The sequence below is a fragment of the Herbaspirillum sp. WTB6 genome (assembly GCF_057457785.1).
Map to the genome: position 1 here is coordinate 3,421,051 of NZ_CP176522.1, position 21,029 is coordinate 3,442,079.

A 21,029-nucleotide genomic window follows, 5' to 3' on the forward strand; every position below is an offset into this window, starting at 1 on the left:
TGGTATATTCGAATCCCCCTCTCTCCGCCAGAAAAAAGGAAAAAGCCCCGCAAGGGGCTTTTCGTTTTTGGAGAGAGGCATGCCCGGCTTTGCCGCACTTTGCGGCCGCTAACGGGAGCTTTTGGTCAATTCCGCCGGAATCCCTTCCGCCAGGAAGTCATAAACCCTGCGAACCAACGCGCTGCCCCGGATCTCTCGGTGCACGGCTAGCCAGCATGGCAACGGTGGGATCTTCAGCATCGGCAGCACTGTCCGCGTGCCTGGCCAGTGGCGCAAGTTGTAGGCGGCTACGAATCCGATACCGGCGCCCGCTGCCAGCAGCTGGCCATAGGCCAGATGATTGTCCGTGCGGACGCTGAACACCTCGCGCGCCAGATCAATGCCCAGCGTGGCAAACCCGCGCTGGATGGTGTCGTCCTTGTCGTACCCGATCAGGGTGTGGCGCAAAAGGTCGGCCGGCTTGCGAGGAATTCCCGCACGCTTCAGGTAGCTATCGTGTGCGGCCGCAACGATGGGGATGTCGGCCAGCTTGCGCGCCACCAGGCTTTGTTGCGCAGGGCGCGCCATCCGCACGGCGATGTCGGCTTCGCGACGCAGCAGGTTGTGAATCTGGTTGGAGGCCACTAGCTCGACCTGGATGCCCGGTTCCGCTTGCTGCAATTGTGCCAGCAAGCTGGGCAGCAAGTAGCTGGCCGCGACCTCGCTTGTGGTGATGCGAACGGTGCCGGTGGTGGCCTCGCGGTTTCCGTTGATGCGGCGCGCCAGCAGGTCCGCACAGTCCTGCATCTGACGCGCGGCGTCGGCCATGGCCAGCGCTGCGGCAGTGGGCACGAGGCCACGGCCGGTGCGTTCGAACAGCGGCGTGCCGAGTTGGGCTTCCAGTTCGGCAATGTGGCGCCCCAAGGTGGGTTGTTGCGCGCCCAGGGCGCGGGCGGCGCCCATCAGACTGCCAGCATCCAGCACCGCGAGGAAGCTGCGCACCAGACTCCAGTCAAAATTGATGGCCATGCATTAGTGTATATCAGGCTTGCTGACTTCATCAATTTACGAATGAGTAAATCATGTCCAGAATAAAGGCCTTAATAAAAAGGAGTGCGTGATGAAAACGGTCTTGATACTCGGCGCCAACGGCCGATTCGGGCAAGCAGCCGTAAGGGTTTTTGCAAACTCGGGATGGCGCGTGCTGGCGCAGGTGCGACGTGCAGCCGCCACGACTTGGCCAGCGGGCGTGACGGAGGTGACCACTGCCTTGAGCGACACCGAGGCCATGGTTCGCGGTACCGCCGGCGCCAGTGTCGTCGTGCATGCCATCAACCCGCCTTACACCCAATGGCACACCGAAGCCCTGCCCCTATTGCGCCAGGGACTTGCAGTGGCGCGCGCTTTGGACGCGACCTTCATGCTGCCTGGCAATGTCTACAACTTTGGCAGCCAACTCCCTTTCGTCCTGCGGGAAGACACTCCGCAGCAACCCGACCACGCTAAAGCATTCATTCGTGCCGCGATGGAGGACGAGATGCGCCGGGCTGCGCAAGACGCGCAGACGCAGGGCCAGGGGATGCGTTGCGTTGTCATTCGCGCTGGCGACTTCTTCGGTTGCGGCAGCGGCTCCTGGTTGGACCAGGTAATCGTCAAGGACATCCGACGCGGCAAGCTCGTCTACCCCGGGCCGCTGGACCTTTCGCACGCGTGGGCCTACTTGCCGGACCTGGCGGGGGCGTTTGAACGTGTGGCCTCCAAGCCAACTCCGGCGCATTTTGAGAACCTGCACTTTGCAGGCCACACGATAACCGGCCAAGAATTACTGGCCGGTATTGAAGCAGCGGCCACTGAATTCAAATTGCGGCCGTCTCAGGGATTCCATGTCGGCAGTCTGCCCTGGGGTTTCATTCGCATGGTGGGCTTGTTCTACCCGCCGTGGCGCGAACTGGCGAGCATGGGCTATTTGTGGCAACGGCCTCATGAATTGGATGGGCGCACTCTCGCGTCCCGCGTCTCTTTGCCCGCTGGCACGCCTCTGGCCACAGCGCTACGCCAAAGCCTTCTGGACCTCGGGTTTGCCCGTACCCGCCCCGTATCACCAATTCACGCCTGAACCCTAGCCGGTTTGCCGACGCCAACGACAGGCTGTGCGCGGTGCACGACACCGTCGAGCGACGTCGGCGTCCTGCACCCGACCTTGGGCGAGGCGTACCTCTTGCAGACGCTATTTCATGACCTGTGGGAGATACCCGATACCGAAGCCGCGACCACCTTCCTGAGCCAGTGGTACACCGAGGCGGCGGCCGACGCCCCGGCTCTCACGCCCTTTGCCCAGACCGTCGAGGCGCACTGGCCGGGCATCGTAGAGTAGCAAAATTGCGCATTTCCAACGGTATCCTCGCGGCCATCAACAGCAATGTGCAACTGGAAAAACGCAATCCCCGCAGCTTTCGCAATCTTGATAACTGCATCAATATGATTTAGTCCTCTGCGGGAAGCTCAGGGTCGATTACCCACTGAAATTCACATAGAGTCCCAAAAATCAACGGGGTATATTCAGATATGACAAATTTTATGGACGAATTTTTGTGGTATGCATGGGAGTATGTGAATATTGGAGGAGTATCTAGGCTCTGTTGGTCCGGCGACGGCTGGCGAGCTGCCTGGCCGGTATCAGGAACGCGCCGAGAATTCCAGTTGCCGGGCCAGCACCAGTAGTCGTGGGCGTACCTCGGCCAGTAAGAATTCCTTCGACAAGCTGGATGAGGGGCCGCAGCAGCTCACTCCATGCATCGCTATCGTGCCGTGCGACCGGAACGTCACGGCAATTTCGTTGACATCAGGCTGCCATTCGCCAAACGAGGTGGCGCAACCTTATTCGCGATAATCCTGCCGGCCGCGCTGGATCCCGACGCGCACGCCGTTGTCTCCCGGTTCGTTTGGGCACGCCAGTTTCAGGATGGCGCTGCGCTCCTTGTCGCTGGCACTGGCCAGATATGCGCGCCCGATCGCCGAGATCGCGATCGGAATGTGCGAGCCGACCTGTAAGGTCGGGGCCTGCGTCGCGCTGCTGCGTGCCACTTCGGTAAAAATGATGGAAAGCCGGTTGCGCAGGCCGAGCGCCAGCGTGCCTTGGGAAAAATCTGCCAACTCCTGCATGAGCGGCCGCGCGAAGGCGCGAACATCGAGTCCGGCCAGCATCGCGCTGCCCAGCGCCAGCGTCGCAGTATCCAGCGCATACCGGCCGTCAGGCTTGATCTGGGCGAGATAGCCGCGCTTGGTCAGCGTATAGACGATGCGCGTCACGGTCGATTTCGGCAGGTGGCAGCGTTGCGCTATCTGCTGATTGCTCAGTGTGGTGTCTTCGGGACGAAAACAAGCCAGTACATCCAGCCCGCGCGCCAGCGCCGTGGTGAAATAGCGATCTTCCTCTGATTTCGGATCGTCGGCCGACTTGTGGTTCATTTTTGCCGGTGGAGGCTATCGTCTCAGACTCAATGCCAAAGCGGGTTTGTCCGATCCGGTCGGATGGCTGCAAACCGATGGCGGGGCGCTTGCGCGGGCGCATCCCCGCACCACGTTCCCGCCACTGCGCCCTGAAACTTTACAGGATGTAATGGCAGGCATCAATCATCATGCCTTTTGAAGAGAATTCTTCCAACCGGCCCATCTGCGTGCCATCATCGACGATGACTCCTGAATACCTGAAACTGCTGGTCAGCCGCGAAATGCCTTACGGAAAATACAAGGGGCGGCTGATTGCGGATTTACCCGCACACTACCTTGGCTGGCTGGCGCGTGCCGGACTTCCCCAGGGCGAGTTGGGTGGCTTGCTGGCATTGATGTATGAACTGGACCATAACGCCCTGAGGCATCTGCTGGACCCGTTGCGCGATCAGTAGAGTGGTATTCCGGACTTTGTAGGGAGCAGGCAAGCGCGCCACCTCGCCGGGACGAAGTGGTTGATGCGTGATATCTAGCGGGCAGCGCTGCCGGAAACAACCGGCAAGGCGGCCTTTTTCCAGGCAATCATGCCGCCTTCGATGTTGGAGGCCGCGCTAAAGCCGGCCTGTTGGAGCTGCTTGACCGCCTTGGCCGAACGGCTGCCGGAGCGGCAAATCAGTATTACCGGCTTGTCCCTGTAACTCTCGATTTCCGGCAGCCGCTGCTGCAACTGGCCGAGCGGAATCAGGACGCTGCCGGGCGCATGTCCTTCTGCATATTCATCGGTTTCACGCACGTCGATCAGCAACGCACCGCTGCCTTGCAGCGCCGCAGCCTGTTGGACATCCACCGCTTGCGGTGCGGCGGTGGCATCCAGTGGGACGCTGGAAGCGGCAATCGCGAGCAGCAGACTCGCTAAAAGGGGTTTGATCATCCGAAAGTCTGTCATGACGGTTTGCCGGTGAGAGAACGGCTTCAAGTATAGCAAGGCATCGACTCCTCGATGCGCAGGCGCCGTATGCGTAACTGCAGACCGTTGCGGCGAAACCGCATGGTGAGCGTTGAGGCGACCCGGGTGCCGGAAATATCTGACTCTCCCGGGTACTGTCCGGGCCGGCGCGCCGCATCGGCATGGGGTACGTGTTCGATTGTCCCGTGATCCGGCGACCTGCCGATCGCCGCGCTCTTCAACTTCTTCTCCAGCCGCTTCGCCGCCAATTTCACCATCGGCGCGGTGAAACGACAGCATGCCGGCGGGAATTTTTATTTTGTAGTTGGGTGGAGGCGAGGCAGGCCAGCCCACCGATAAAAAATGCACGGGTATATGATTCTCTTATCGATCTTCAGGAAGGAGTTCGGCGATGAAAAGGGTCTCCCATATTCTGCGCTCCAAGCTTAGCCAGGTCGTCCACACGATCGGGCCGACGGCTTCGGTACTGGATGCCGTCAAACTGATGGCACAACAGCGCATCGGTGCGCTCCTGGTGATGGAGGGCGAGGCGGTGGTCGGCATCATTACCGAGCGCGACTACGCCAGGAAAGTGGTGCTCATGGGGCGATCGTCCAAGGAAACGCCGGTGCGCGACATCATGACTTCCTCCGTCATGTACGTCAGCCCCGAGCAAACCAACGAGGAGTGCATGGCACTGATGACCGAAAACCGGCTGCGCCATCTGCCGGTCATGGATGGCGGCAAGCTGATCGGCCTGATCTCGATCGGCGACCTGGTGAAGGACATCATTTCCGAGCAGCAGTTCATGATCCAGCAACTCGAGCATTACATCCGCGGCGACCGCGGTTAAGCTCCGGTTCACAGTCGTGCTCGTTCCCTTGGTTGATGATCACCGAGCTGGAGTAGTGGCGATCGATCGAGTTGCCGATGCAGGCAGGGAGGTTGTCGGCGAGATATGCGCCCCATGTCGAAAGCAAGCCCGGGTGAAGCCGAAGCAGGGTTACGCAAGAACAGTGTGCAAAAGCTCCCGGCGCGCATCCGCCGGCCGATTGAGCGGATGCTGCTCCAGATCAGAGCCAGGACATTTTTGCGGACCAAGATGGTAGTCGGCGGATCATAGTTCAAGCCGCAGACTGAACCAGAGAGGACGGGAGAATTGCCATGCCGATCAAGGAGTGTTGCAACATTGGCGTTGTATCCTGCGAGGCCGATGCTTCGCTGCCGGCAGTGGCCGCACTGATGCGCAAGCACCATGTCGGCGATGTGATTGTGATCGAAACCAAGGACGGGGAAAACATACCGGTGGGCATCATCACCGATCGCGATATCGTGATCGAAACGATTGCGCTGCAACTCGACCCGGAGGCGTTCACGGCGGGTGATTTCATGAGCAGGCCGATCGTGACGGTATCCGAAGAGGCCGGTTTTATTGAAACATTGCGCCTGATGCGCGATCACCGGATACGCAGGATGCCAGTTGTGACGGCTGCCGGCGCCTTGTACGGGATCGTCACCGCCGACGACATCATCAATTTGCTGACCACAGAATTGTCGATGATGACCGATGCTGTGTTTGACCAGTCGGTGCAGGAAGCGCGCTTGCGAAAGTAATGTCGCGCGCGATGGCGACGTTCCGCAGGTTGCGGGCAGAGGCTGAGCGTAAGCGTCTGTCGACGGGAAGTGTCGGAATAATGCTTACGCGAGCGTAACGAAAAAGCCCCGCATCGCTGCGAGGCTTATGTGTCTTGGCTCCCCGACCTGGACTCGAACCAGGGACCTGCGGATTAACAGTCCGTCGCTCTACCGACTGAGCTATCAGGGAAAAGAAGCAGGATTATAGGCTGGGACTTCGCTTAGTGTCAAACTTTAAGCGCCGAAATTTTCTGCCGGAATCGCCAATCGTTCTTAACGATTCCGGCTTGCTGGTCCGGTATCAAAGCACCTTGGCAATTGACTCCACAACTCGGTCGATGTTGCGCGAATTCAGCGCGGCGACGCAGATGCGGCCGGTATCCACCGCATAGATCGAAAATTCGTTGCGCAGACGGGCGACTTGCTCCTTGGTCAGGCCCGAATAGGAAAACATGCCGCGCTGACGGGTGACGAAATCGAAGTCGTGGGCCGGCGCCTGTTCCTTCAGTTTCTTGACTAGCAATTGCCGCATTTCCCGAATCCGCACGCGCATGCCAGTCAGTTCGTCTTCCCACAATTGGCGCAGTTCCGGCGCCACCAGGGTGGTGGCAACCACCTGACCGCCGTGGATCGGCGGGTTGGAGTAGTTGGTGCGCACCACGCGTTTCAATTGCGACAACACGCGGCCGGCTTCCTCGGCGCTGGCGGCGACGATAGAGAGCGCGCCAACCCGTTCGCCATACAGCGAGAATGACTTGGAGAAAGAATTTGAGACGAACAGCGGGCCGCCGGCTTGGGCAAACTGCCGCACCACCTTGCCGTCTTCCGCGATGCCGTCGCCGAAGCCTTGATAGGCCATGTCGAGGAAGGGGATCAGGCCGCGCTGGGTGACGACCGCAATCACGTCTTTCCATTGCGCATCGGAGAGATCGGCGCCGGTCGGGTTGTGGCAGCAGGCGTGTAGCACTACGATTGAGCCGGCCGGCATGGTTTTCAGCGCGTCGAGCATTTTGTCGAAGGCCACGCCATGCGTTTCGGAATCGTAGTACGGATAATTGTTGACGGTAAAACCGGCTGCTTCGAACAATGCGCGGTGGTTTTCCCAGCTCGGGTCGCTGATCCAGACTTGCGCGGTCGGCGCGATGCGTTTCAGGAAATCGGCGCCGAGTTTCAATGCGCCGGTTCCGCCCAGAGCCTGCACGGTGATCGCGCGTTTTTCTTGAACTACCGGGTTGTCGGCCCCAAATACCAGTTCTTGCACGGCCTTGTCATAGGCGGGCAGGCCATCGATCGGCAGATAGCTGCGCGGTGCCAGTTTTTGCGCCAATTGCGCTTCCGCTTTCTGCACGCATTCCAGCAGCGGCACCTTGCCGTTGTCGTCATAGTAAACGCCGACCCCGAGATTGATTTTTTGCGGATTTTGATCGGCGTTATAGGCTTCGGTGATGCCGAGAATCGGATCGCGCGGGGCCAGTTGAACGGTGCTGAAGAGGGCGGCAGAAGTGGGTGCGTTCATCGTGATAACATGAAAAGTTGATTGCAATTTTGGGTTGCAAGGAGGGTTCAACGCGGTGCGGAACCTTAAGCCCGGCGCTGAATTGCAAACGAGAATTTTACCAAAGGTCGAATGCAATGGCTGAACTATCCGAAGTGCCGAGCACGCTCGACGAATCCCGGATCATTACCTTTCCCGATTCCCCGTACAAGCTGTATCAGCCATTCGCGCCGGCCGGCGACCAGCCGCAGGCAATCGCCAAGCTGGTGGAGGGAGTCGAGGACGGCCTGTTCTACCAGACCCTGTTGGGCGTGACCGGTTCCGGCAAGACTTATACGATGGCCAACGTGATTGCGCGGCTGGGGCGGCCGGCGATCGTGTTCGCGCCGAACAAGACGCTGGCGGCGCAACTGTACAGCGAATTCCGCGAGTTCTTCCCGCAGAATGCGGTCGAATATTTCGTCAGCTATTACGACTATTACCAGCCGGAAGCGTACGTGCCGCAGCGCGACCTGTTCATCGAGAAGGATTCCTCGATCAACGAACACATCGAGCAGATGCGGCTGTCCTGCACCAAGTCGCTGATGGAGCGGCGCGACGTAGTGATCGTGGCAACGGTGTCGGCGATCTACGGTATCGGCAACCCGAACGAATACCATCAGATGATCCTGACCCTGCGCGCCCACGACAAGCTGAGCCAGCGCGACGTCATCGCGCGCCTGATCCAGATGCAATACACGCGCAACGAGGTCGATTTTGCGCGCGGTACCTTCCGCGTGCGGGGTGACACGATCGACGTCTTTCCGGCTGAACATGCCGAACTTGCGCTGCGCATCGACATGTTCGACGACGAAATCGACAGCCTGCAGTTGTTCGATCCGTTGACTGGCCGCGTGCGGCAAAAGATTCCGCGCTTCACAGTCTATCCCGGCTCGCATTACGTGACGCCGCGTGCCACCGTGCTGCGCGCGATCGAAACCATCAAGGACGAATTGCGCGAACGGCTGGCGTGGTTCCGGCAGGAAGGCAAGCTGGTCGAGGAACAGCGGCTCGAGCAGCGCACCCGGTTTGACTTGGAAATGATGCAGGAAATCGGTTTCACCAAGGGCATCGAGAACTATTCGCGCCACCTGTCCGGCGCCCAGCCGGGCGAGCCGCCGCCGACGCTGGTGGATTATCTGCCGCAGGATGCCCTGATGTTCCTGGACGAATCGCACGTGCTGATCGGGCAATTGAACGGCATGTACAACGGTGACCGGGCGCGCAAGACCAACCTGGTCGATTATGGTTTCCGCCTGCCGTCGGCACTCGACAACCGGCCGCTGCGCTTCGATGAATTCGAATCGAAAATGCGCCAGACCGTGTTCGTCTCGGCAACCCCGGCCGAGTACGAAACTGCGCACGCCGGGCAGGTAGTGGAGCAGGTGGTGCGCCCGACCGGCCTGACCGATCCGGCGATCAGCGTGCGCCCGGCTTCCAGCCAGGTGGACGACCTGATGTCGGAAATCAACCAGCGCGTGAAGAAGAACGAGCGGGTGCTGGTCACCACGCTGACCAAGCGCATGGCCGAGCAGTTGACCGAATTCCTGGATGAAAACGGCATCAAGGTGCGCTATCTGCACAGCGACATCGATACCGTCGAGCGGGTCGAAATCATCCGCGACCTGCGGCTGGGCACCTTCGATGTGCTGGTCGGCATCAACCTGCTGCGCGAGGGGCTGGATATTCCCGAAGTGTCGCTGGTGGCAATCCTGGACGCCGACAAGGAGGGGTTCTTGCGTTCCGAGCGCAGCCTGATCCAGACCATCGGCCGCGCCGCGCGCAACCTGAACGGCACCGCGATCCTGTACGGCGACAAGATCACCGATTCGATGCGGCGCGCGATCGACGAAACCGACCGCCGCCGTAGCAAGCAGGTCGCGTTCAATCTGGCCAACGGCATCACGCCGATCGGCATCAAGAAGACCATCCGCGAACTGATCGACGGCGTCTACAGTCCGCAGGAGGCGCGCGAGGAAATGCAGGCGGCGGAGGAGCACGCGCGCTATGAGGCGATGAGCGAAAAGCAGGCCAGCAAGGAGATCAAGCGGCTGGAAAAACTGATGCTGGACCATGCCAGGAATCTGGAGTTCGAGAAAGCGGCACAGGTGCGCGATCAGCTCGCCAGCTTGAAGCAGCAGTTGTTCGGCGCCTCGGGTGGGGAGAATGTCGCCTCCTTGTTGGGCAAGGCGTAGGCGCCGGGCGCATCGGGTTGTCCAGCACCAGTTTTTCAAGTATTTTGAGAGTATATTATTAAAATGCCCGTTTTATATCCGGAATCATGGTATGAAACTGGGAGTATATGAGGTGTCGCGTACCGGTCCGGTGCCAGCGGACGGTTTGCCGCCGATTGCTTTCATCCCTTTTTATCGATGCCATCTTTCGTGATTCCCGCTCCCATTTCTGCCGCTCTCGCTTCCACCCACTCTTCCTGGCATGCCATCTTGCGGCAAGGGCTGGAGGCGATGGCGCAGCTTGATCCAGCCTATTTGCCCGGACTCGAAGCCGGCGCCTATCTGCCGACCGATGGTCGCCTGTTTGCGGCGTTCGCCGGTCCGCTGCGGCAGGTGCGGTATGTCCTGATCGGCGAAGGGCCGTATCCGCGCGCGGCCAGCGCCACCGGCGTGTGCTTCATGGATGGCGCGGTCGATTCGCTATGGTCGGAACAGGGCTTGTCGAAAGCGGTCAACCGCGCCACCTCGCTGCGCAACTTCATGAAGATGCTGCTGGTGGCCGGGGGGCATGCGCAGCCGCAGCATCTTTCTGCCGGCGCGCTGACGGCGGTCGCGCAGCGGGCACAAGCGGATGGCTCCGGCTGGATTCGCAGCCGCGCCGATTTGCAGCAGCGGCTGCTCGATAACGGCTTCCTGCTATTGAACGCGACGCTGGTATACCGGCCGGAGATGCCGCCGGCAAAGGAGGCCAGGGCGTGGCTGCCTTTCATGCACGCGGTGCTGGCGGCGCTGGCGGCACAAGCCGAGGAGTGCGGAGTGGCGCCGCCGACGCTGGTGCTGTGGGGCAAAATCGCCGGCCAACTGGATCAGTTGCCGGTCAGCGGCCGCTTCCCGAAGGCGGTTTCCGAACACCCCTACAATCTGAGCTTCATCACCAATCCGGTCATGCAGGCCTTGTTCGGACCGATGCAATTGTTGCGCAAGGCGCCGCTGGCTGCGGATCCGGCGGCGCCGGTCGAATGAGGCGGTTGCCCAATAAAAAACCGGCCCGCGGGCCGGTTTTTTATTGGCTAAAGCGCTTAATCGCGGCTGCCGCCGAAAATTCCGAGTAGCGATAGCAGGTTGGCGAAAATGTTGTACAGATCCAGATAGATCGCCAGGGTTGCCGAGATATAGTTGGTTTCGCCGCCATTCAGCACCTGTTGCACGTCATACAGGATGTAGGCCGAGAATATGGCGATTGCGACCACCGAGATGGTCAGATACAGCGCCGGTAACTGCAGGAAAATATTGGCAGCGGCAGCAAGGATGATCACCAGCACGCCGGCAAACAGCCATTTGCCCATTCCGGAAAAATCGCGCTTGGAGACCGTGGCCACGGTTGCCATCACGCCGAAAATCGCCGCCGTGCCGCCGAAGGCCGTCATCACCAGCGATGCGCCATTGGAGAAGCCGAGCACATGGCCGATCAGGCGCGACAGCATCACGCCCATGAAGAAGGTGAAGCCAAGCAAAACCACGACGCCGAGGCCGGAAGTCTTGGTTTTTTCGATCGCATACATGAAGCCGAACGCGATCGCCAGGAAGGCGATGAAGCCGATCATCGGGCTGCCGGCAAACAGCGACAGCTTGAGTTGCACACCGAGCCAGGCGCCGAGGATGGTGGGAATCATCGAGATGGCCAGCAGCCAGTAGGTGTTGCGCAGCACCCGGTTGCGTACTACCAGCGCGGCGCTGGCATTGCCGTAAGCCGATTGAATGTTTTGGTTCATTTTGCCTCCAGTGTGTCCGCAAAATGCGGTATGCAGTTCAATACAATGTCAGAGTATATACGAGTCTCGCCGGGCGGCGGCGTTCCGGCGGTCGTGTGAAGGTCGTCATGCGGTGCCGTGGTTGCCGGGGTTTCATGATAAAATTCTAGGCTAAACAAATTTTCGGATCATCGCTTTAACCCTTTCATTTCATTGGAGTTTTCATAGATGGCAATTGAACGCACCCTGTCGATTATCAAGCCCGACGCAGTCGCAAAAAACGTAATCGGACAGATTTATACCCGTTTTGAAAACGCCGGCCTGAAAATCATTGCCGCCCGCATGATGCATCTGTCGCGCGCCGAAGCCGAAGGTTTCTACGCCGTGCACCGCGAACGTCCGTTCTTCAAGGACCTGGTCGAGTTCATGATTTCCGGGCCCGTCATCGTGCAGGTTCTCGAAGGCGAAAACGCGATCCTCCGCCATCGCGACTTGATGGGCGCCACCGATCCGAAGAAGGCCGAAAAAGGCACGATCCGCGCCGATTTCGCCGATTCCATCGACGCCAACGCGGTACACGGTTCGGATGCGGCCGAGACGGCGCAAGTTGAAATTGCCTATTTCTTCCCGGCACTGAACGTTTATTCACGTTAATCGGCGCTTTCGCCGAAGCCGCTGCGCGAGAGCCTGAACGTGGCGGCGAAACATCGAGTCAATCATGGTCGCTGCCGTTACCAACCTGCTGGATCTGGATTTCTCCCAACTCCTTGCTTTTTGCATCGAGCTGGGCGAAGAGCCGCGTCGCGCCAAAATGCGCGCCCGGCAGTTGCAGCGCTGGATTCACCAGTTCGGCGCCAGCGATTTCGAGCTCATGACGGATCTGGCGAAGTCCTTTCGCGACAAGTTGGCGCAGCATGCCGCCATCACCGCGCCGGGCATCATCAGCGACCATATATCGGCCGACGGCACCCGTAAATGGCTGCTGGATGTGGGCAAGGGCAATGCGGTCGAAGCGGTCTTCATTCCGGAAGAAACGCGCGGCACGCTGTGCATTTCGACCCAGGCCGGCTGTGCCGTCAACTGCCGCTTCTGCTCGACCGGCAAGCAGGGTTTCAGTCGCAATCTGACGGTCGGCGAAATCATCGGCCAGTTGTGGCTGGCTGAGTTTACCCTGCGCCGCAGCAAGGGCATCGAGGGCGGCCCCAAGGGCGAGCGCCAGATCACCAACGTGGTGTTGATGGGAATGGGCGAGCCGCTGCTGAACTTCCATCCGGTAGTGGGCGCCTTGAAACTGATGCTGGATGATCACGCGTACGGCCTGTCGCGCCGCCGCGTGACGCTGTCCACCAGCGGCGTGGTACCGATGATCGACAAGCTGGCGCAGGAATGCCCGGTGGCGCTGGCGGTGTCGCTGCATGCATCGAACGATGCGTTGCGCGACAGCCTGGTGCCGTTGAACAAGAAGCACCCGTTGGCGGAACTGCTGGCGGCCTGCCGCCGCTACCTGCCGCATGCGCCGCGCGATTTCATCACGTTTGAATACTGCATGCTGGATGGCGTCAACGACAGCGACGCCCATGCGCGCGAACTGCTTGCGCTGGTGCAAGGCGGGGCCGCGCCGCTGCCCTGCAAGTTCAACCTGATTCCATTCAATCCTTTCCCCGAATCCGGACTGAAGCGATCCGGCAACCAGCGCATCAAGGCCTTTGCACAAATCCTGATGGATGCCGGCATCGTCACCACCATCCGCAAGACCCGCGGCGACGATATCGACGCCGCTTGCGGCCAGTTGGCCGGCGAGGTGCAGGATCGCACCAAGGTGCAGGAGCGCATGCAGAAAATGGCCGAATACCAGAAAAAGTACGGTAAGGATTTTGGCCGCGTGGTGGAGGTCTCTTCGTGACGCGGATTCTGGCCGGTTTGCCGCTGGCGATCGCATTGGCCGTGTTTGGCATACTCGGCGGCTGCGCGGCGAACCAGGCGGGCAGTGACGGCGGCGGCGCGCAGGCCGAGTTACGTACCAGTTCCGATCAAACCGACGCACAGAAACGAGCGCAAATCCGCATGCAACTGGCAATCGGATATTACGGCCAGCGGCAACTGGAAGTGGCGCTGGATGAAATCAAGCAGGCGCTGAATGCCGACCCTTCCTTCGCCGACGCTTACAGCCTGCGCGGATTGATCTACATGGAAATGGGCGAGACGCGCCTGGCCGAAGACAATCTGCTGCATGCGCTCAAGCTGCAGCCGCGCAATCCCGATTTGTCGAATAACTATGGCTGGTTCCTGTGCCAGAACGGGCGCGAGAAGGCGGCGCTGCCGTACTTTGAAGCGGCACTGGCCAACAAGTCGTACCAGTCGCCGGCCAAGGCCTTGAACAATGCCGGCGCCTGCAGCCTGAAGCTGAACGATGATGCAGCCGCCGAGCGCTATTTTTTGCAGGCTTTTCAGTATGAGCCGGCCAATCCGTCAGTCAACGCCAATCTGGCCAAGGTCTATTACGGACAGCGAAACGATGAACGGGCGCGGTTTCATATCGATCGCGCGCTCAAGTCGGGACAGCTGACTGCGGAAATTCTCTGGATCGGGATCAAGCTGGAGCGCCGGCAAGGGCAGAGGAGCGCGGAGGCCAGCCTGGTAACGCAGTTGCGGCGACGCTTCCCGGACTCAACGGAATACGCGAGCTATTTGCGCGGAGCGTTTGATGAGTGAGCTGGCACACAACGAATCTTCCACCTTCGACGGCCTGGCGCCGGCTGCTGCGCCGCCGTCACCCGGCAGCCAACTGGCCGCCGCACGTCAATCCCAGGGGTGGTCGATCGAGCAGGTGGCGACGCAACTGAAGCTGGCGCCGCGCCAGATCGAGGCCATCGAAGCCGATCGGTGGGAAGCCCTGCCCAGCATGATGGTGGCGCGCGGCTTCATCGGCACTTATGCTCGCTTGCTGAAAATCGATGCGGCACCGCTGCTGGCGACGGTGACTGCCGATGCTTGCTCTCCAATCGAATCGATACGCCGGCAAGGCGACTTGTCGGCACCGTTTTCTGAAACGCGGTTGCCATCGATGTATCGCGATCGGGTTGCGCCAAACCGGAAAGGCGCGTTGCTGTTGGCGCTGGCCCTGATGTTGGGTGGCGGCGTCTGGGGAGTCCAGCAGGCAGGCTGGTGGTCTGATGTATCCGAAGGGTTATCGGCAGTCGTTGGCGGCCAGCCGGCGGCGCAAATCGCGGAGCCCGCTGCGGTCCCGGCTAAAGTCGCGGTTGATAACGACGCCGGCGACGCAGGGGCGGCCGGTGTGGTGGCAAAGGCGGACTTGATCCAGGTGGTGGATACTGGCGCGACCGCCGCGAAATCGGTGCCGCTGCAAGCAGCGGCCGAGGCAGTCCCGGTTACCGCAGCGGCACCATCGCCGACGGGCGATGACTTGTTGAGCCTGGTGCTGCGCCAGGATTCCTGGATCGAGATCAAGCGCGAGGACGGTAGCGTGGTTGTCGCGCGCCTGGCCAAGGCAGGCACCACGGAAACGTTCAAAATCGTCGAACCGGTATCACTGGTGGTGGGCAATAGCGCCGGCGTCGATGCCTCTCTGCGCAACATACCGCTCGATTTGAAAACCGGCGCTTCCAGCAATGTGGCGCGTATCAACCTGAAGTAAGGCACAGCATGTCATCCGTTACCGAACCGATTCCCTCGGGCTCCGGCGCGCGCCGCTCAAGCCGCCGCGTCAGCATTCGCTACCGCACGCGGGAAGTGCTGGTGGGCGGCGCGGCGCCGGTGGCGATCCAGTCGATGACCAATACCGATACCGCGGATGTCGTGGCAACCGCGATCCAGATCAAGGAACTGGCGCGCGCCGGCTCCGAATTGGTGCGCATTACTGTCAATAACGCGGAATCGGCGGCCGCCGTGCCGGCTATTCGGGATCAGCTCGACCGCATGGGAGTCGATGTGCCGCTGGTCGGCGATTTTCATTACAACGGCCATACGCTGCTGAACGATTTCCCGGATTGCGCCCAAGCCTTGTCGAAATACCGGATCAACCCGGGCAATGTCGGCCATGGCGCCAAGCGCGACAGTCAGTTCGCCCAGATGATCGCGATCGCCTGCAAATACGACAAGCCGGTACGCATCGGCGTCAATTGGGGCAGCTTGGATCAGGCCTTGCTGGCACGCACGATGGACGAAAACGCGAGGCGCGCCCAGCCGTGGGATGCACAGGCGGTAATGTATGAGGCATTGATCACGTCGGCGATCGAGAATGCGCGGCGCGCCGAAGGGCTGGGGCTGGCAGGCGACCGCATCATCTTGTCCTGCAAGGTATCCGGTGTGCAGGACCTGATCGCCGTGTATCGCGAGCTGGCGCGCCGCTGCGACTATCCGTTGCACCTCGGGCTGACCGAAGCCGGGATGGGCAGCAAGGGGATTGTCGCTTCCACCGCAGCGTTGTCAGTCTTGCTGCAGGAAGGGATCGGCGACACGATCCGGATCTCGCTGACGCCGGAGCCGGGCGGCGACCGTACCAAGGAAGTGGTGGTGGCGCAGGAAATCCTGCAAACCATGGGCCTGCGGAAATTTACGCCGATGGTGATCGCCTGCCCTGGTTGCGGCCGCACCACGTCGACGGTGTTTCAGGAGCTGGCCAGCAAGATCCAGACCTATTTGCGGGAGCAGATGCCGCTCTGGAAGGAGCAATACCCGGGGGTTGAAAACATGAACGTGGCGGTGATGGGGTGCATCGTCAACGGCCCGGGCGAATCAAAACATGCCAATATTGGCATTAGTTTGCCGGGCACCGGTGAGTCACCGGCGGCGCCGGTGTTTGTCGACGGTGAAAAGAAACTGACCCTGCGCGGCGAGCATATCGCCGAAGAATTCCAGGAGCTTGTGCTGGCCTATGTCCGATCGCATTACGGTAAGACACTGGCCGCCTGAATCTCCTTGTTCCGGCGCAAGAATCGAACGCGCCTCACCAACTCTCTCAAAACGATGTCGGATAGTAAAAAAACGGAAAAAATCGTCGGCGTGAAAGGGATGAACGACATCCTGCCGGCAGATGCACCACTGTGGGAACTGTTCGAGAACACCGCCCATACGATCTTGAAAAGCTACGGTTTCCAGCAAATTCGTACTCCGATCCTGGAATCCACCGCCTTGTTCGCGCGCGGGCTAGGCGAGGTGACCGATATCGTCGAAAAGGAAATGTATTCGTTTACCGATTCGATGAATGGCGATCAGCTTACTTTGCGGCCGGAAAGCACAGCCTGCGTGGTGCGCGCCGCGCTGGAACACAATTTGACCTACGATGGCCCGAAGCGCCTCTGGTATGCGGGCCCGATGTTTCGGCACGAACGGCCGCAGCGCGGCCGGTACCGACAGTTTCACCAGGTCGGGGCGGAAGCGCTTGGTTTTGGCGGGCCGGACATCGATGCCGAACTGATCCTCCTGTGTCAGCGTCTGTGGGACGATCTCGGACTGCAGGGCATACGGCTCGAATTGAATTCGATCGGCGACGCCGCCGAGCGCAATCGGCATCGGGCCGACCTGATTGCCTACTTCGAGCAGCACGCCGACCTGCTGGATGCCGATGCAAAGCGGCGTTTGCATGCCAATCCGCTACGCATCCTCGACAGCAAGAACCCGGCAATGCAGGACATGATCAATCAAGCACCGCGCCTGCTGGATTATCTGGAGGCGGAATCGAAGGCGCATTTCGAAGGGCTGCAGAAAATCCTGCGCCACAACAATATCCCGTTCACGATCAATCCGCGCCTGGTGCGGGGCATGGATTACTACAACCGGACGGTATTCGAGTGGGTCACCGACCAACTGGGAGCGCAAGGCACAGTGTGTGGCGGCGGCCGCTACGACCCGCTGGTCGAGATGTTCGGTGGCAAGCCGACGCCGGCCTGTGGTTTTGCCATGGGCGTTGAGCGTTTGCTGGAATTGATGCGCGCCAGCGGCGAGCCGGTTTCACCCAATCAGTGTGATATCTATCTGGTGCACCAGGGCGAGGCGGCGCAATTGCAGGCGTTCGTACTGGGCGAGCGATTGCGCGATGCCGGCCTGGATGTTGTGCTACATTGCGCGGCGGCGAATGCCAGCGGCAGCTTCAAGTCGCAAATGAAGCGGGCGGATGCCAGCGGCGCGGCCTACGCGATCATCATCGGCGACGATGAAATCGCCGCCGGCACTGCCGCCATCAAGGCACTGCGTGACGGCGATGGCGACAACCAGCAAGTTGCGGTTGCGTTTGATGCGGTAGCCGATTATCTGGTCGACCAAATTATCGGCGATGATCACGACCACGACCACGTTCATTATCATCCTTAAATTTATCCATCATGGCATACGATCTCGAAGAACAGGAACAGCTCGCAACCCTCAAGGCATGGTGGAACCAGTATGGCAATCTGCTGACGTGGTTGCTGATTATCGCGCTCGGAAGTTATGCCGGATGGTCCGGCTGGAATTGGTACCAGGCGAAGCAGTCGGAACAGGCGTCACAGCTCTATGAAGAGTTGCAGAAAGCAGTCGGCGCCAAGGACAATGAAAAGGTGCAGCGTGCCGCAAGCGACATGGAAGACAAGTTCAGCCGAACCGGATACGCACAGATGGCGGCGCTCACGGCGGCCAAAGCGGCATTTGACGCGAACGACCTGAAGACCGCCAGCGTGCAATTGCAATGGGCTGCCGACAACGCGCGCGACGAAGAATACAAGGCATTGGCGAAAATCCGACTGGCCGCCATTTACCTGGACCAAAAAACCTATGACGAAGGCATGAAAGTTCTGTCGGGGACTTTTCCGCCGGCGTTTGAGAGCGAAGTTGCGGATCGCAAAGGGGATCTCCTAGTGGCGCAAGACAAGCTGGAAGAGGCGCGCAGCGCCTATCAGCTTGCCATGGAAAAAATGGATCAAAAAAATCCCGGCCGGCAATTGGTGCAGTTGAAGCTGGATGCGATTGGTGGCGCGCCGGCGAAGAGCGCCGGTTGAGTGCCGGCTTAAAAGGCATAAGGGAAAAAAATCAAATGCATAGAGCAACCAAGTTGGTCGCGATCGGCGCTGTCGCCTTGTTGACCGGGTGTTCCACCTTGTCCTCGCTGAACCCGTTTGCGCGCAAGGCGCCGCCGCTCAATCCGCCGGCCGCGCTGGTGAATTTCACGCCGACGCTGGCGGTGGGCACCGCATGGTCCAGCTCGATCGGGAGTGCCGGAGCCTATCTATTTTCTCCGGCAGTGGCCGGTAATAGCGTGTTCGTCGCCGCCGCCGACGGTTCCCTGATGCGGATCGATGTCGCCAGCGGCGGCGCCATCTGGCGCATCAATGCCGGCACTCCGCTGACCGCCGGCGTCGGTACCGATGGCAATACCGTGGCGGTGGCCGGCGAGAAGGGTGCCGTGCTGGCATTTGACGCCGATGGCAAGCTGCGCTGGAAGGCGCAGGCAAGCAGTGAAATTCTTTCGGCTCCCGCCGTTGGCCAGGGCCTGGTAGTCGTGCGCAGCCTGGATAACCATATCGTTGCTTACGACGCCAGTAGCGGCGCCCGCCGTTGGGCCGCGCAGCGTGCAATTCCGCCACTGACGCTGCGCACCGCACCCGGAATCGTAATCAGTGGCGAAACCGCATTCGTGGCGCTGCCCGGAGGCAGATTATCCGCATTGGCCCTCAGTAACGGCGGTCCACGCTGGGAGGTCGCGGTAGGCGATCCGCGTGGCACCACCGAGCTGGAACGTATCGCCGACACCTCGGGCCGCCCGGCGTTGCTTGAGCGCGAGGTGTGCGCGGTAGCGTATCAAGGGCGGGTCGGCTGTTTTGATGCCAGCTCTGGAGCAGCGCGCTGGATCAAGGAATTTTCCAGTTATGTCGGGGTCACCATCGACCAGCGTTTTGTCTTTGCTGCGGATGAGCGCGGTGCCGTGACGGCATTTTCCCGTCAGAGCGGCGCCAGCACTTGGCGTAACGACAAGCTGGCATACCGCCGCCTGTCGGCTCCGGTTTCGTTCGGGCGGGCCGTTGCGGTTGGCGACTATCAGGGCTATGTCCATTTTCTTTCACGTGAGGATGGTTCCCTGATCGGCCGCGTCAGTAGTGACGGCAGCGCGGTTCTTGCCGAACCTGTGGTGGTCGGCCGCAACCTGATTTTCCAAACTCAAGCCGGATCCGTGGTCGCCTTGACCACCGAATAGAAAAATTTGATGAAACCGGTTATTGCCCTTGTAGGACGCCCCAACGTTGGTAAGTCGACGCTGTTCAACCGCTTGACGCGTTCGCGTGACGCGCTGGTCGCAGACCTTCCCGGGCTGACTCGCGATCGCCATTACGGTCACGGCCGGATCGGCGAGCGGCCCTTCCTGGTGATCGATACCGGCGGCTTCGAGCCGGTCGCGAAAGACGGCATTCTGCATGAAATGGCGAAGCAGACCAGGCAGGCCGTGGCCGAAGCCGACGTTGTGGTTTTCATCGTCGATGGTCGGCAAGGACTGACGCCCCACGATAAGACGATTACCGATTTTCTGCGCAAGGCGGGGCGTCCGGTTTTGCTGGTCGTCAATAAATCGGAGGGCATGAAATACACGACGGTGGCGGCTGATTTCTACGAACTGGGGCTGGGCGATCCGTATGTGATTTCCGCCGCCCACGGCGACGGCGTCATGGACCTGGTGGACGAGGCGCTTGATCTGGCTCTGGCGCGTTCGCAACCGGCCTTGGACGAGTCGGCCCCGGTGACTGAGCAAGGTATCAAGATTGCCATTGTCGGTCGCCCGAATGTGGGTAAATCGACGCTGGTCAATACCCTGCTTGGCGAAGAGCGGGTGATCGCCTTCGACATGCCCGGAACCACGCGGGATTCAATCGAAATCCCGTTCGAGCGCGGCGGCAGGCAATACACCTTGATCGATACCGCCGGCATCCGCCGCCGCGGCAAGGTGTTTGAGGCAATTGAAAAATTTTCGGTGGTGAAAACGCTGCAGTCGGTCTCGGAAGCGAACGTCGTCATCCTGCTGCTCGACGCCCAGCAGGATATTTCGGAGCAGGATGCGCATATCGCCGGCTTCATTCTGGAAACCGGCAGGGCACTGGTGGTGGCGGTGAACAAGTGGGATGGACTGACCAGCCCGGAACGCGATGAGATAAAAATTGATCTGGAACGCAAGCTGGATTTTCTGACGTTCGCCAAGTTCCATTTTATTTCCGCATTGAAAGGAACCGGGATCGGCCCGCTGATGAAGTCGGTGGACGCGGCTTACGCCGCCGCCATGGCGGATTTGACGACGCCCAAGCTGACCAGGGCGCTGATCGAAGCGGTGGAGCGGCAGGAGCCACGCCGCAAGGGCTCGATTCGACCCAAGCTGCGGTATGCCCATCAGGGCGGTAAGAACCCGCCAATTGTGGTGATTCATGGCAATGCACTGGAAGCCGTGGAAGACAACTACAAGCGTTATCTGGAAAAACATTTCCGGGAAACCTTTTCGCTGGTTGGGACTCCGATGCGCATCGAATTTCGGACCGGGAAAAATCCTTACGCGCGACAGCCAAAGTAAGCGCCGGTTGGCGCTCGGT

At 60.3% G+C, this 21,029-nt stretch carries 21 protein-coding genes and 1 tRNA gene; 16 read left to right on the plus strand and 6 right to left on the minus strand.

Annotated elements, in window-relative coordinates; translation table 11 throughout:
* Positions 1-108: 108 nt before the first annotated feature.
* The gene (locus tag ACK2VC_RS15990) at positions 109-1,008 is read right to left on the minus strand and encodes a LysR family transcriptional regulator (protein ID WP_486731371.1); all 900 of its coding nucleotides are present in this window, start codon (positions 1,006-1,008) and stop codon (positions 109-111) included.
* A 91-nt stretch (positions 1,009-1,099) separates the two neighbouring features.
* Between ACK2VC_RS15990 and ACK2VC_RS15995 the strand changes: the two genes are divergently transcribed.
* Positions 1,100-2,095, plus strand: a complete 996-nt coding sequence (locus ACK2VC_RS15995) for an NmrA family NAD(P)-binding protein (RefSeq protein WP_486731372.1) — start codon at positions 1,100-1,102, stop codon at positions 2,093-2,095.
* 102 nt (positions 2,096-2,197) lie between these two features.
* On the plus strand, positions 2,198-2,353 hold the full coding sequence (locus tag ACK2VC_RS16000; protein WP_486731373.1) for a hypothetical protein: 156 nt from the start codon (positions 2,198-2,200) through the stop codon (positions 2,351-2,353).
* 503 nt (positions 2,354-2,856) lie between these two features.
* Here ACK2VC_RS16000 and ACK2VC_RS16005 read toward each other — a convergent pair.
* A complete protein-coding gene (locus tag ACK2VC_RS16005) occupies positions 2,857-3,447 on the minus strand; it encodes an IclR family transcriptional regulator (RefSeq protein WP_486731374.1) in 591 nt (196 codons plus the stop codon).
* A gap of 224 nt (positions 3,448-3,671) precedes the next feature.
* Here ACK2VC_RS16005 and ACK2VC_RS16010 point away from each other — a divergent pair, with 224 nt between their 5' ends.
* Entirely contained in the window at positions 3,672-3,884 is a 213-nt protein-coding gene (locus ACK2VC_RS16010; RefSeq protein WP_486733262.1) for a DUF3820 family protein, read from the plus strand.
* Positions 3,885-3,958: 74 nt separating this feature from the next.
* Here ACK2VC_RS16010 and ACK2VC_RS16015 read toward each other — a convergent pair whose 3' ends face one another.
* Positions 3,959-4,375, minus strand: a complete 417-nt coding sequence (locus tag ACK2VC_RS16015) for a rhodanese-like domain-containing protein (RefSeq protein WP_486731375.1) — start codon at positions 4,373-4,375, stop codon at positions 3,959-3,961.
* A 412-nt stretch (positions 4,376-4,787) separates the two neighbouring features.
* Here ACK2VC_RS16015 and ACK2VC_RS16020 point away from each other — a divergent pair, with 412 nt between their 5' ends.
* Together ACK2VC_RS16020 and ACK2VC_RS16025 are read left to right on the plus strand one after the other, a co-directional pair.
* Complete coding sequence (locus ACK2VC_RS16020) at positions 4,788-5,228, plus strand: CBS domain-containing protein (protein ID WP_486731376.1); 441 nt, start codon at positions 4,788-4,790, stop codon at positions 5,226-5,228.
* Positions 5,229-5,539: 311 nt separating this feature from the next.
* The gene (locus ACK2VC_RS16025; protein WP_486731377.1) at positions 5,540-5,989 is read left to right on the plus strand and encodes a CBS domain-containing protein; all 450 of its coding nucleotides are present in this window, start codon (positions 5,540-5,542) and stop codon (positions 5,987-5,989) included.
* Positions 5,990-6,124: 135 nt separating this feature from the next.
* Here ACK2VC_RS16025 and ACK2VC_RS16030 read toward each other — a convergent pair.
* Both ACK2VC_RS16030 and ACK2VC_RS16035 read right to left on the minus strand, forming a co-directional pair.
* A tRNA-Asn gene (locus tag ACK2VC_RS16030) sits at positions 6,125-6,200 on the minus strand.
* Positions 6,201-6,311: 111 nt separating this feature from the next.
* On the minus strand, positions 6,312-7,526 hold the full coding sequence (locus tag ACK2VC_RS16035) for an amino acid aminotransferase (RefSeq protein ID WP_486731378.1): 1,215 nt from the start codon (positions 7,524-7,526) through the stop codon (positions 6,312-6,314).
* A 116-nt stretch (positions 7,527-7,642) separates the two neighbouring features.
* Between ACK2VC_RS16035 and uvrB the strand changes: the two genes are divergently transcribed.
* Positions 7,643-9,739 (plus strand): excinuclease ABC subunit UvrB, encoded by a 2,097-nt coding sequence (gene uvrB, locus ACK2VC_RS16040; protein WP_486731379.1) that lies wholly within the window; start codon positions 7,643-7,645, stop codon positions 9,737-9,739.
* Positions 9,740-9,916: 177 nt separating this feature from the next.
* Entirely contained in the window at positions 9,917-10,741 is an 825-nt protein-coding gene (locus ACK2VC_RS16045; RefSeq protein ID WP_486731380.1) for a uracil-DNA glycosylase family protein, read from the plus strand.
* 56 nt (positions 10,742-10,797) lie between these two features.
* Here ACK2VC_RS16045 and ACK2VC_RS16050 read toward each other — a convergent pair whose 3' ends face one another.
* Positions 10,798-11,490, minus strand: coding sequence for a Bax inhibitor-1/YccA family protein (locus ACK2VC_RS16050; RefSeq protein ID WP_486731381.1), 693 nt, complete (start codon positions 11,488-11,490; stop codon positions 10,798-10,800).
* A gap of 207 nt (positions 11,491-11,697) precedes the next feature.
* On the opposite strand from ACK2VC_RS16050, the gene ndk reads away from it, so the two are divergent.
* The 9 genes from ndk (at position 11,698) to der (ending at position 21,010) form a co-directional block, all read left to right on the plus strand.
* Positions 11,698-12,123: a nucleoside-diphosphate kinase gene (ndk, locus tag ACK2VC_RS16055; RefSeq protein WP_486731382.1), complete on the plus strand. Its 426-nt coding sequence runs from the start codon at positions 11,698-11,700 to the stop codon at positions 12,121-12,123.
* Positions 12,124-12,187: 64 nt separating this feature from the next.
* Positions 12,188-13,372 carry a dual-specificity RNA methyltransferase RlmN gene (gene rlmN, locus ACK2VC_RS16060; protein ID WP_486731383.1) on the plus strand — a complete coding sequence of 395 codons (1,185 nt, stop codon included), beginning with the start codon at positions 12,188-12,190 and terminating at the stop codon, positions 13,370-13,372.
* Positions 13,369-14,181 (plus strand): type IV pilus biogenesis/stability protein PilW, encoded by an 813-nt coding sequence (gene pilW / locus ACK2VC_RS16065; protein WP_486731384.1) that lies wholly within the window; start codon positions 13,369-13,371, stop codon positions 14,179-14,181. Before rlmN ends, pilW begins: the two co-directional genes overlap by 4 nt.
* A complete protein-coding gene (locus ACK2VC_RS16070; RefSeq protein ID WP_486731385.1) occupies positions 14,174-15,124 on the plus strand; it encodes a helix-turn-helix domain-containing protein in 951 nt (316 codons plus the stop codon). Before pilW ends, ACK2VC_RS16070 begins: the two co-directional genes overlap by 8 nt.
* A gap of 8 nt (positions 15,125-15,132) precedes the next feature.
* A complete protein-coding gene (gene ispG / locus ACK2VC_RS16075; RefSeq protein ID WP_486731386.1) occupies positions 15,133-16,401 on the plus strand; it encodes a flavodoxin-dependent (E)-4-hydroxy-3-methylbut-2-enyl-diphosphate synthase in 1,269 nt (422 codons plus the stop codon).
* 54 nt (positions 16,402-16,455) lie between these two features.
* Positions 16,456-17,799 carry a histidine--tRNA ligase gene (hisS, locus tag ACK2VC_RS16080; protein ID WP_486731387.1) on the plus strand — a complete coding sequence of 448 codons (1,344 nt, stop codon included), beginning with the start codon at positions 16,456-16,458 and terminating at the stop codon, positions 17,797-17,799.
* 11 nt (positions 17,800-17,810) lie between these two features.
* A complete protein-coding gene (locus ACK2VC_RS16085; protein WP_486731388.1) occupies positions 17,811-18,461 on the plus strand; it encodes a YfgM family protein in 651 nt (216 codons plus the stop codon).
* Between the two features lie 35 nt (positions 18,462-18,496).
* A complete protein-coding gene (gene bamB, locus ACK2VC_RS16090; RefSeq protein ID WP_486731389.1) occupies positions 18,497-19,654 on the plus strand; it encodes an outer membrane protein assembly factor BamB in 1,158 nt (385 codons plus the stop codon).
* Between the two features lie 9 nt (positions 19,655-19,663).
* Positions 19,664-21,010 carry a ribosome biogenesis GTPase Der gene (gene der / locus ACK2VC_RS16095; RefSeq protein ID WP_486731390.1) on the plus strand — a complete coding sequence of 449 codons (1,347 nt, stop codon included), beginning with the start codon at positions 19,664-19,666 and terminating at the stop codon, positions 21,008-21,010.
* Positions 21,011-21,029: the final 19 nt, after the last annotated feature.

Coding starts and splice junctions, on each gene's coding strand:
- uvrB (WP_486731379.1), top strand. CDS start 7,643: ATGGCTGAACTATCCGAAGTGCCGAGCACGCTCGACGAATCCCGGATC.
- der (WP_486731390.1), top strand. CDS start 19,664: ATGAAACCGGTTATTGCCCTTGTAGGACGCCCCAACGTTGGTAAGTCG.
- ACK2VC_RS16010 (WP_486733262.1), top strand. CDS start 3,672: ATGACTCCTGAATACCTGAAACTGCTGGTCAGCCGCGAAATGCCTTAC.
- ACK2VC_RS16020 (WP_486731376.1), top strand. CDS start 4,788: ATGAAAAGGGTCTCCCATATTCTGCGCTCCAAGCTTAGCCAGGTCGTC.
- hisS (WP_486731387.1), top strand. CDS start 16,456: ATGTCGGATAGTAAAAAAACGGAAAAAATCGTCGGCGTGAAAGGGATG.
- ACK2VC_RS16050 (WP_486731381.1), bottom strand. CDS start 11,490: ATGAACCAAAACATTCAATCGGCTTACGGCAATGCCAGCGCCGCGCTG.
- ACK2VC_RS16015 (WP_486731375.1), bottom strand. CDS start 4,375: ATGACAGACTTTCGGATGATCAAACCCCTTTTAGCGAGTCTGCTGCTC.
- ACK2VC_RS16005 (WP_486731374.1), bottom strand. CDS start 3,447: ATGAACCACAAGTCGGCCGACGATCCGAAATCAGAGGAAGATCGCTAT.
- ACK2VC_RS16045 (WP_486731380.1), top strand. CDS start 9,917: ATGCCATCTTTCGTGATTCCCGCTCCCATTTCTGCCGCTCTCGCTTCC.
- ACK2VC_RS16035 (WP_486731378.1), bottom strand. CDS start 7,526: ATGAACGCACCCACTTCTGCCGCCCTCTTCAGCACCGTTCAACTGGCC.
- ndk (WP_486731382.1), top strand. CDS start 11,698: ATGGCAATTGAACGCACCCTGTCGATTATCAAGCCCGACGCAGTCGCA.
- ACK2VC_RS16070 (WP_486731385.1), top strand. CDS start 14,174: ATGAGTGAGCTGGCACACAACGAATCTTCCACCTTCGACGGCCTGGCG.
- ACK2VC_RS15995 (WP_486731372.1), top strand. CDS start 1,100: ATGAAAACGGTCTTGATACTCGGCGCCAACGGCCGATTCGGGCAAGCA.
- ACK2VC_RS15990 (WP_486731371.1), bottom strand. CDS start 1,008: ATGGCCATCAATTTTGACTGGAGTCTGGTGCGCAGCTTCCTCGCGGTG.
- ispG (WP_486731386.1), top strand. CDS start 15,133: ATGTCATCCGTTACCGAACCGATTCCCTCGGGCTCCGGCGCGCGCCGC.
- ACK2VC_RS16025 (WP_486731377.1), top strand. CDS start 5,540: ATGCCGATCAAGGAGTGTTGCAACATTGGCGTTGTATCCTGCGAGGCC.
- rlmN (WP_486731383.1), top strand. CDS start 12,188: ATGGTCGCTGCCGTTACCAACCTGCTGGATCTGGATTTCTCCCAACTC.
- ACK2VC_RS16085 (WP_486731388.1), top strand. CDS start 17,811: ATGGCATACGATCTCGAAGAACAGGAACAGCTCGCAACCCTCAAGGCA.
- bamB (WP_486731389.1), top strand. CDS start 18,497: ATGCATAGAGCAACCAAGTTGGTCGCGATCGGCGCTGTCGCCTTGTTG.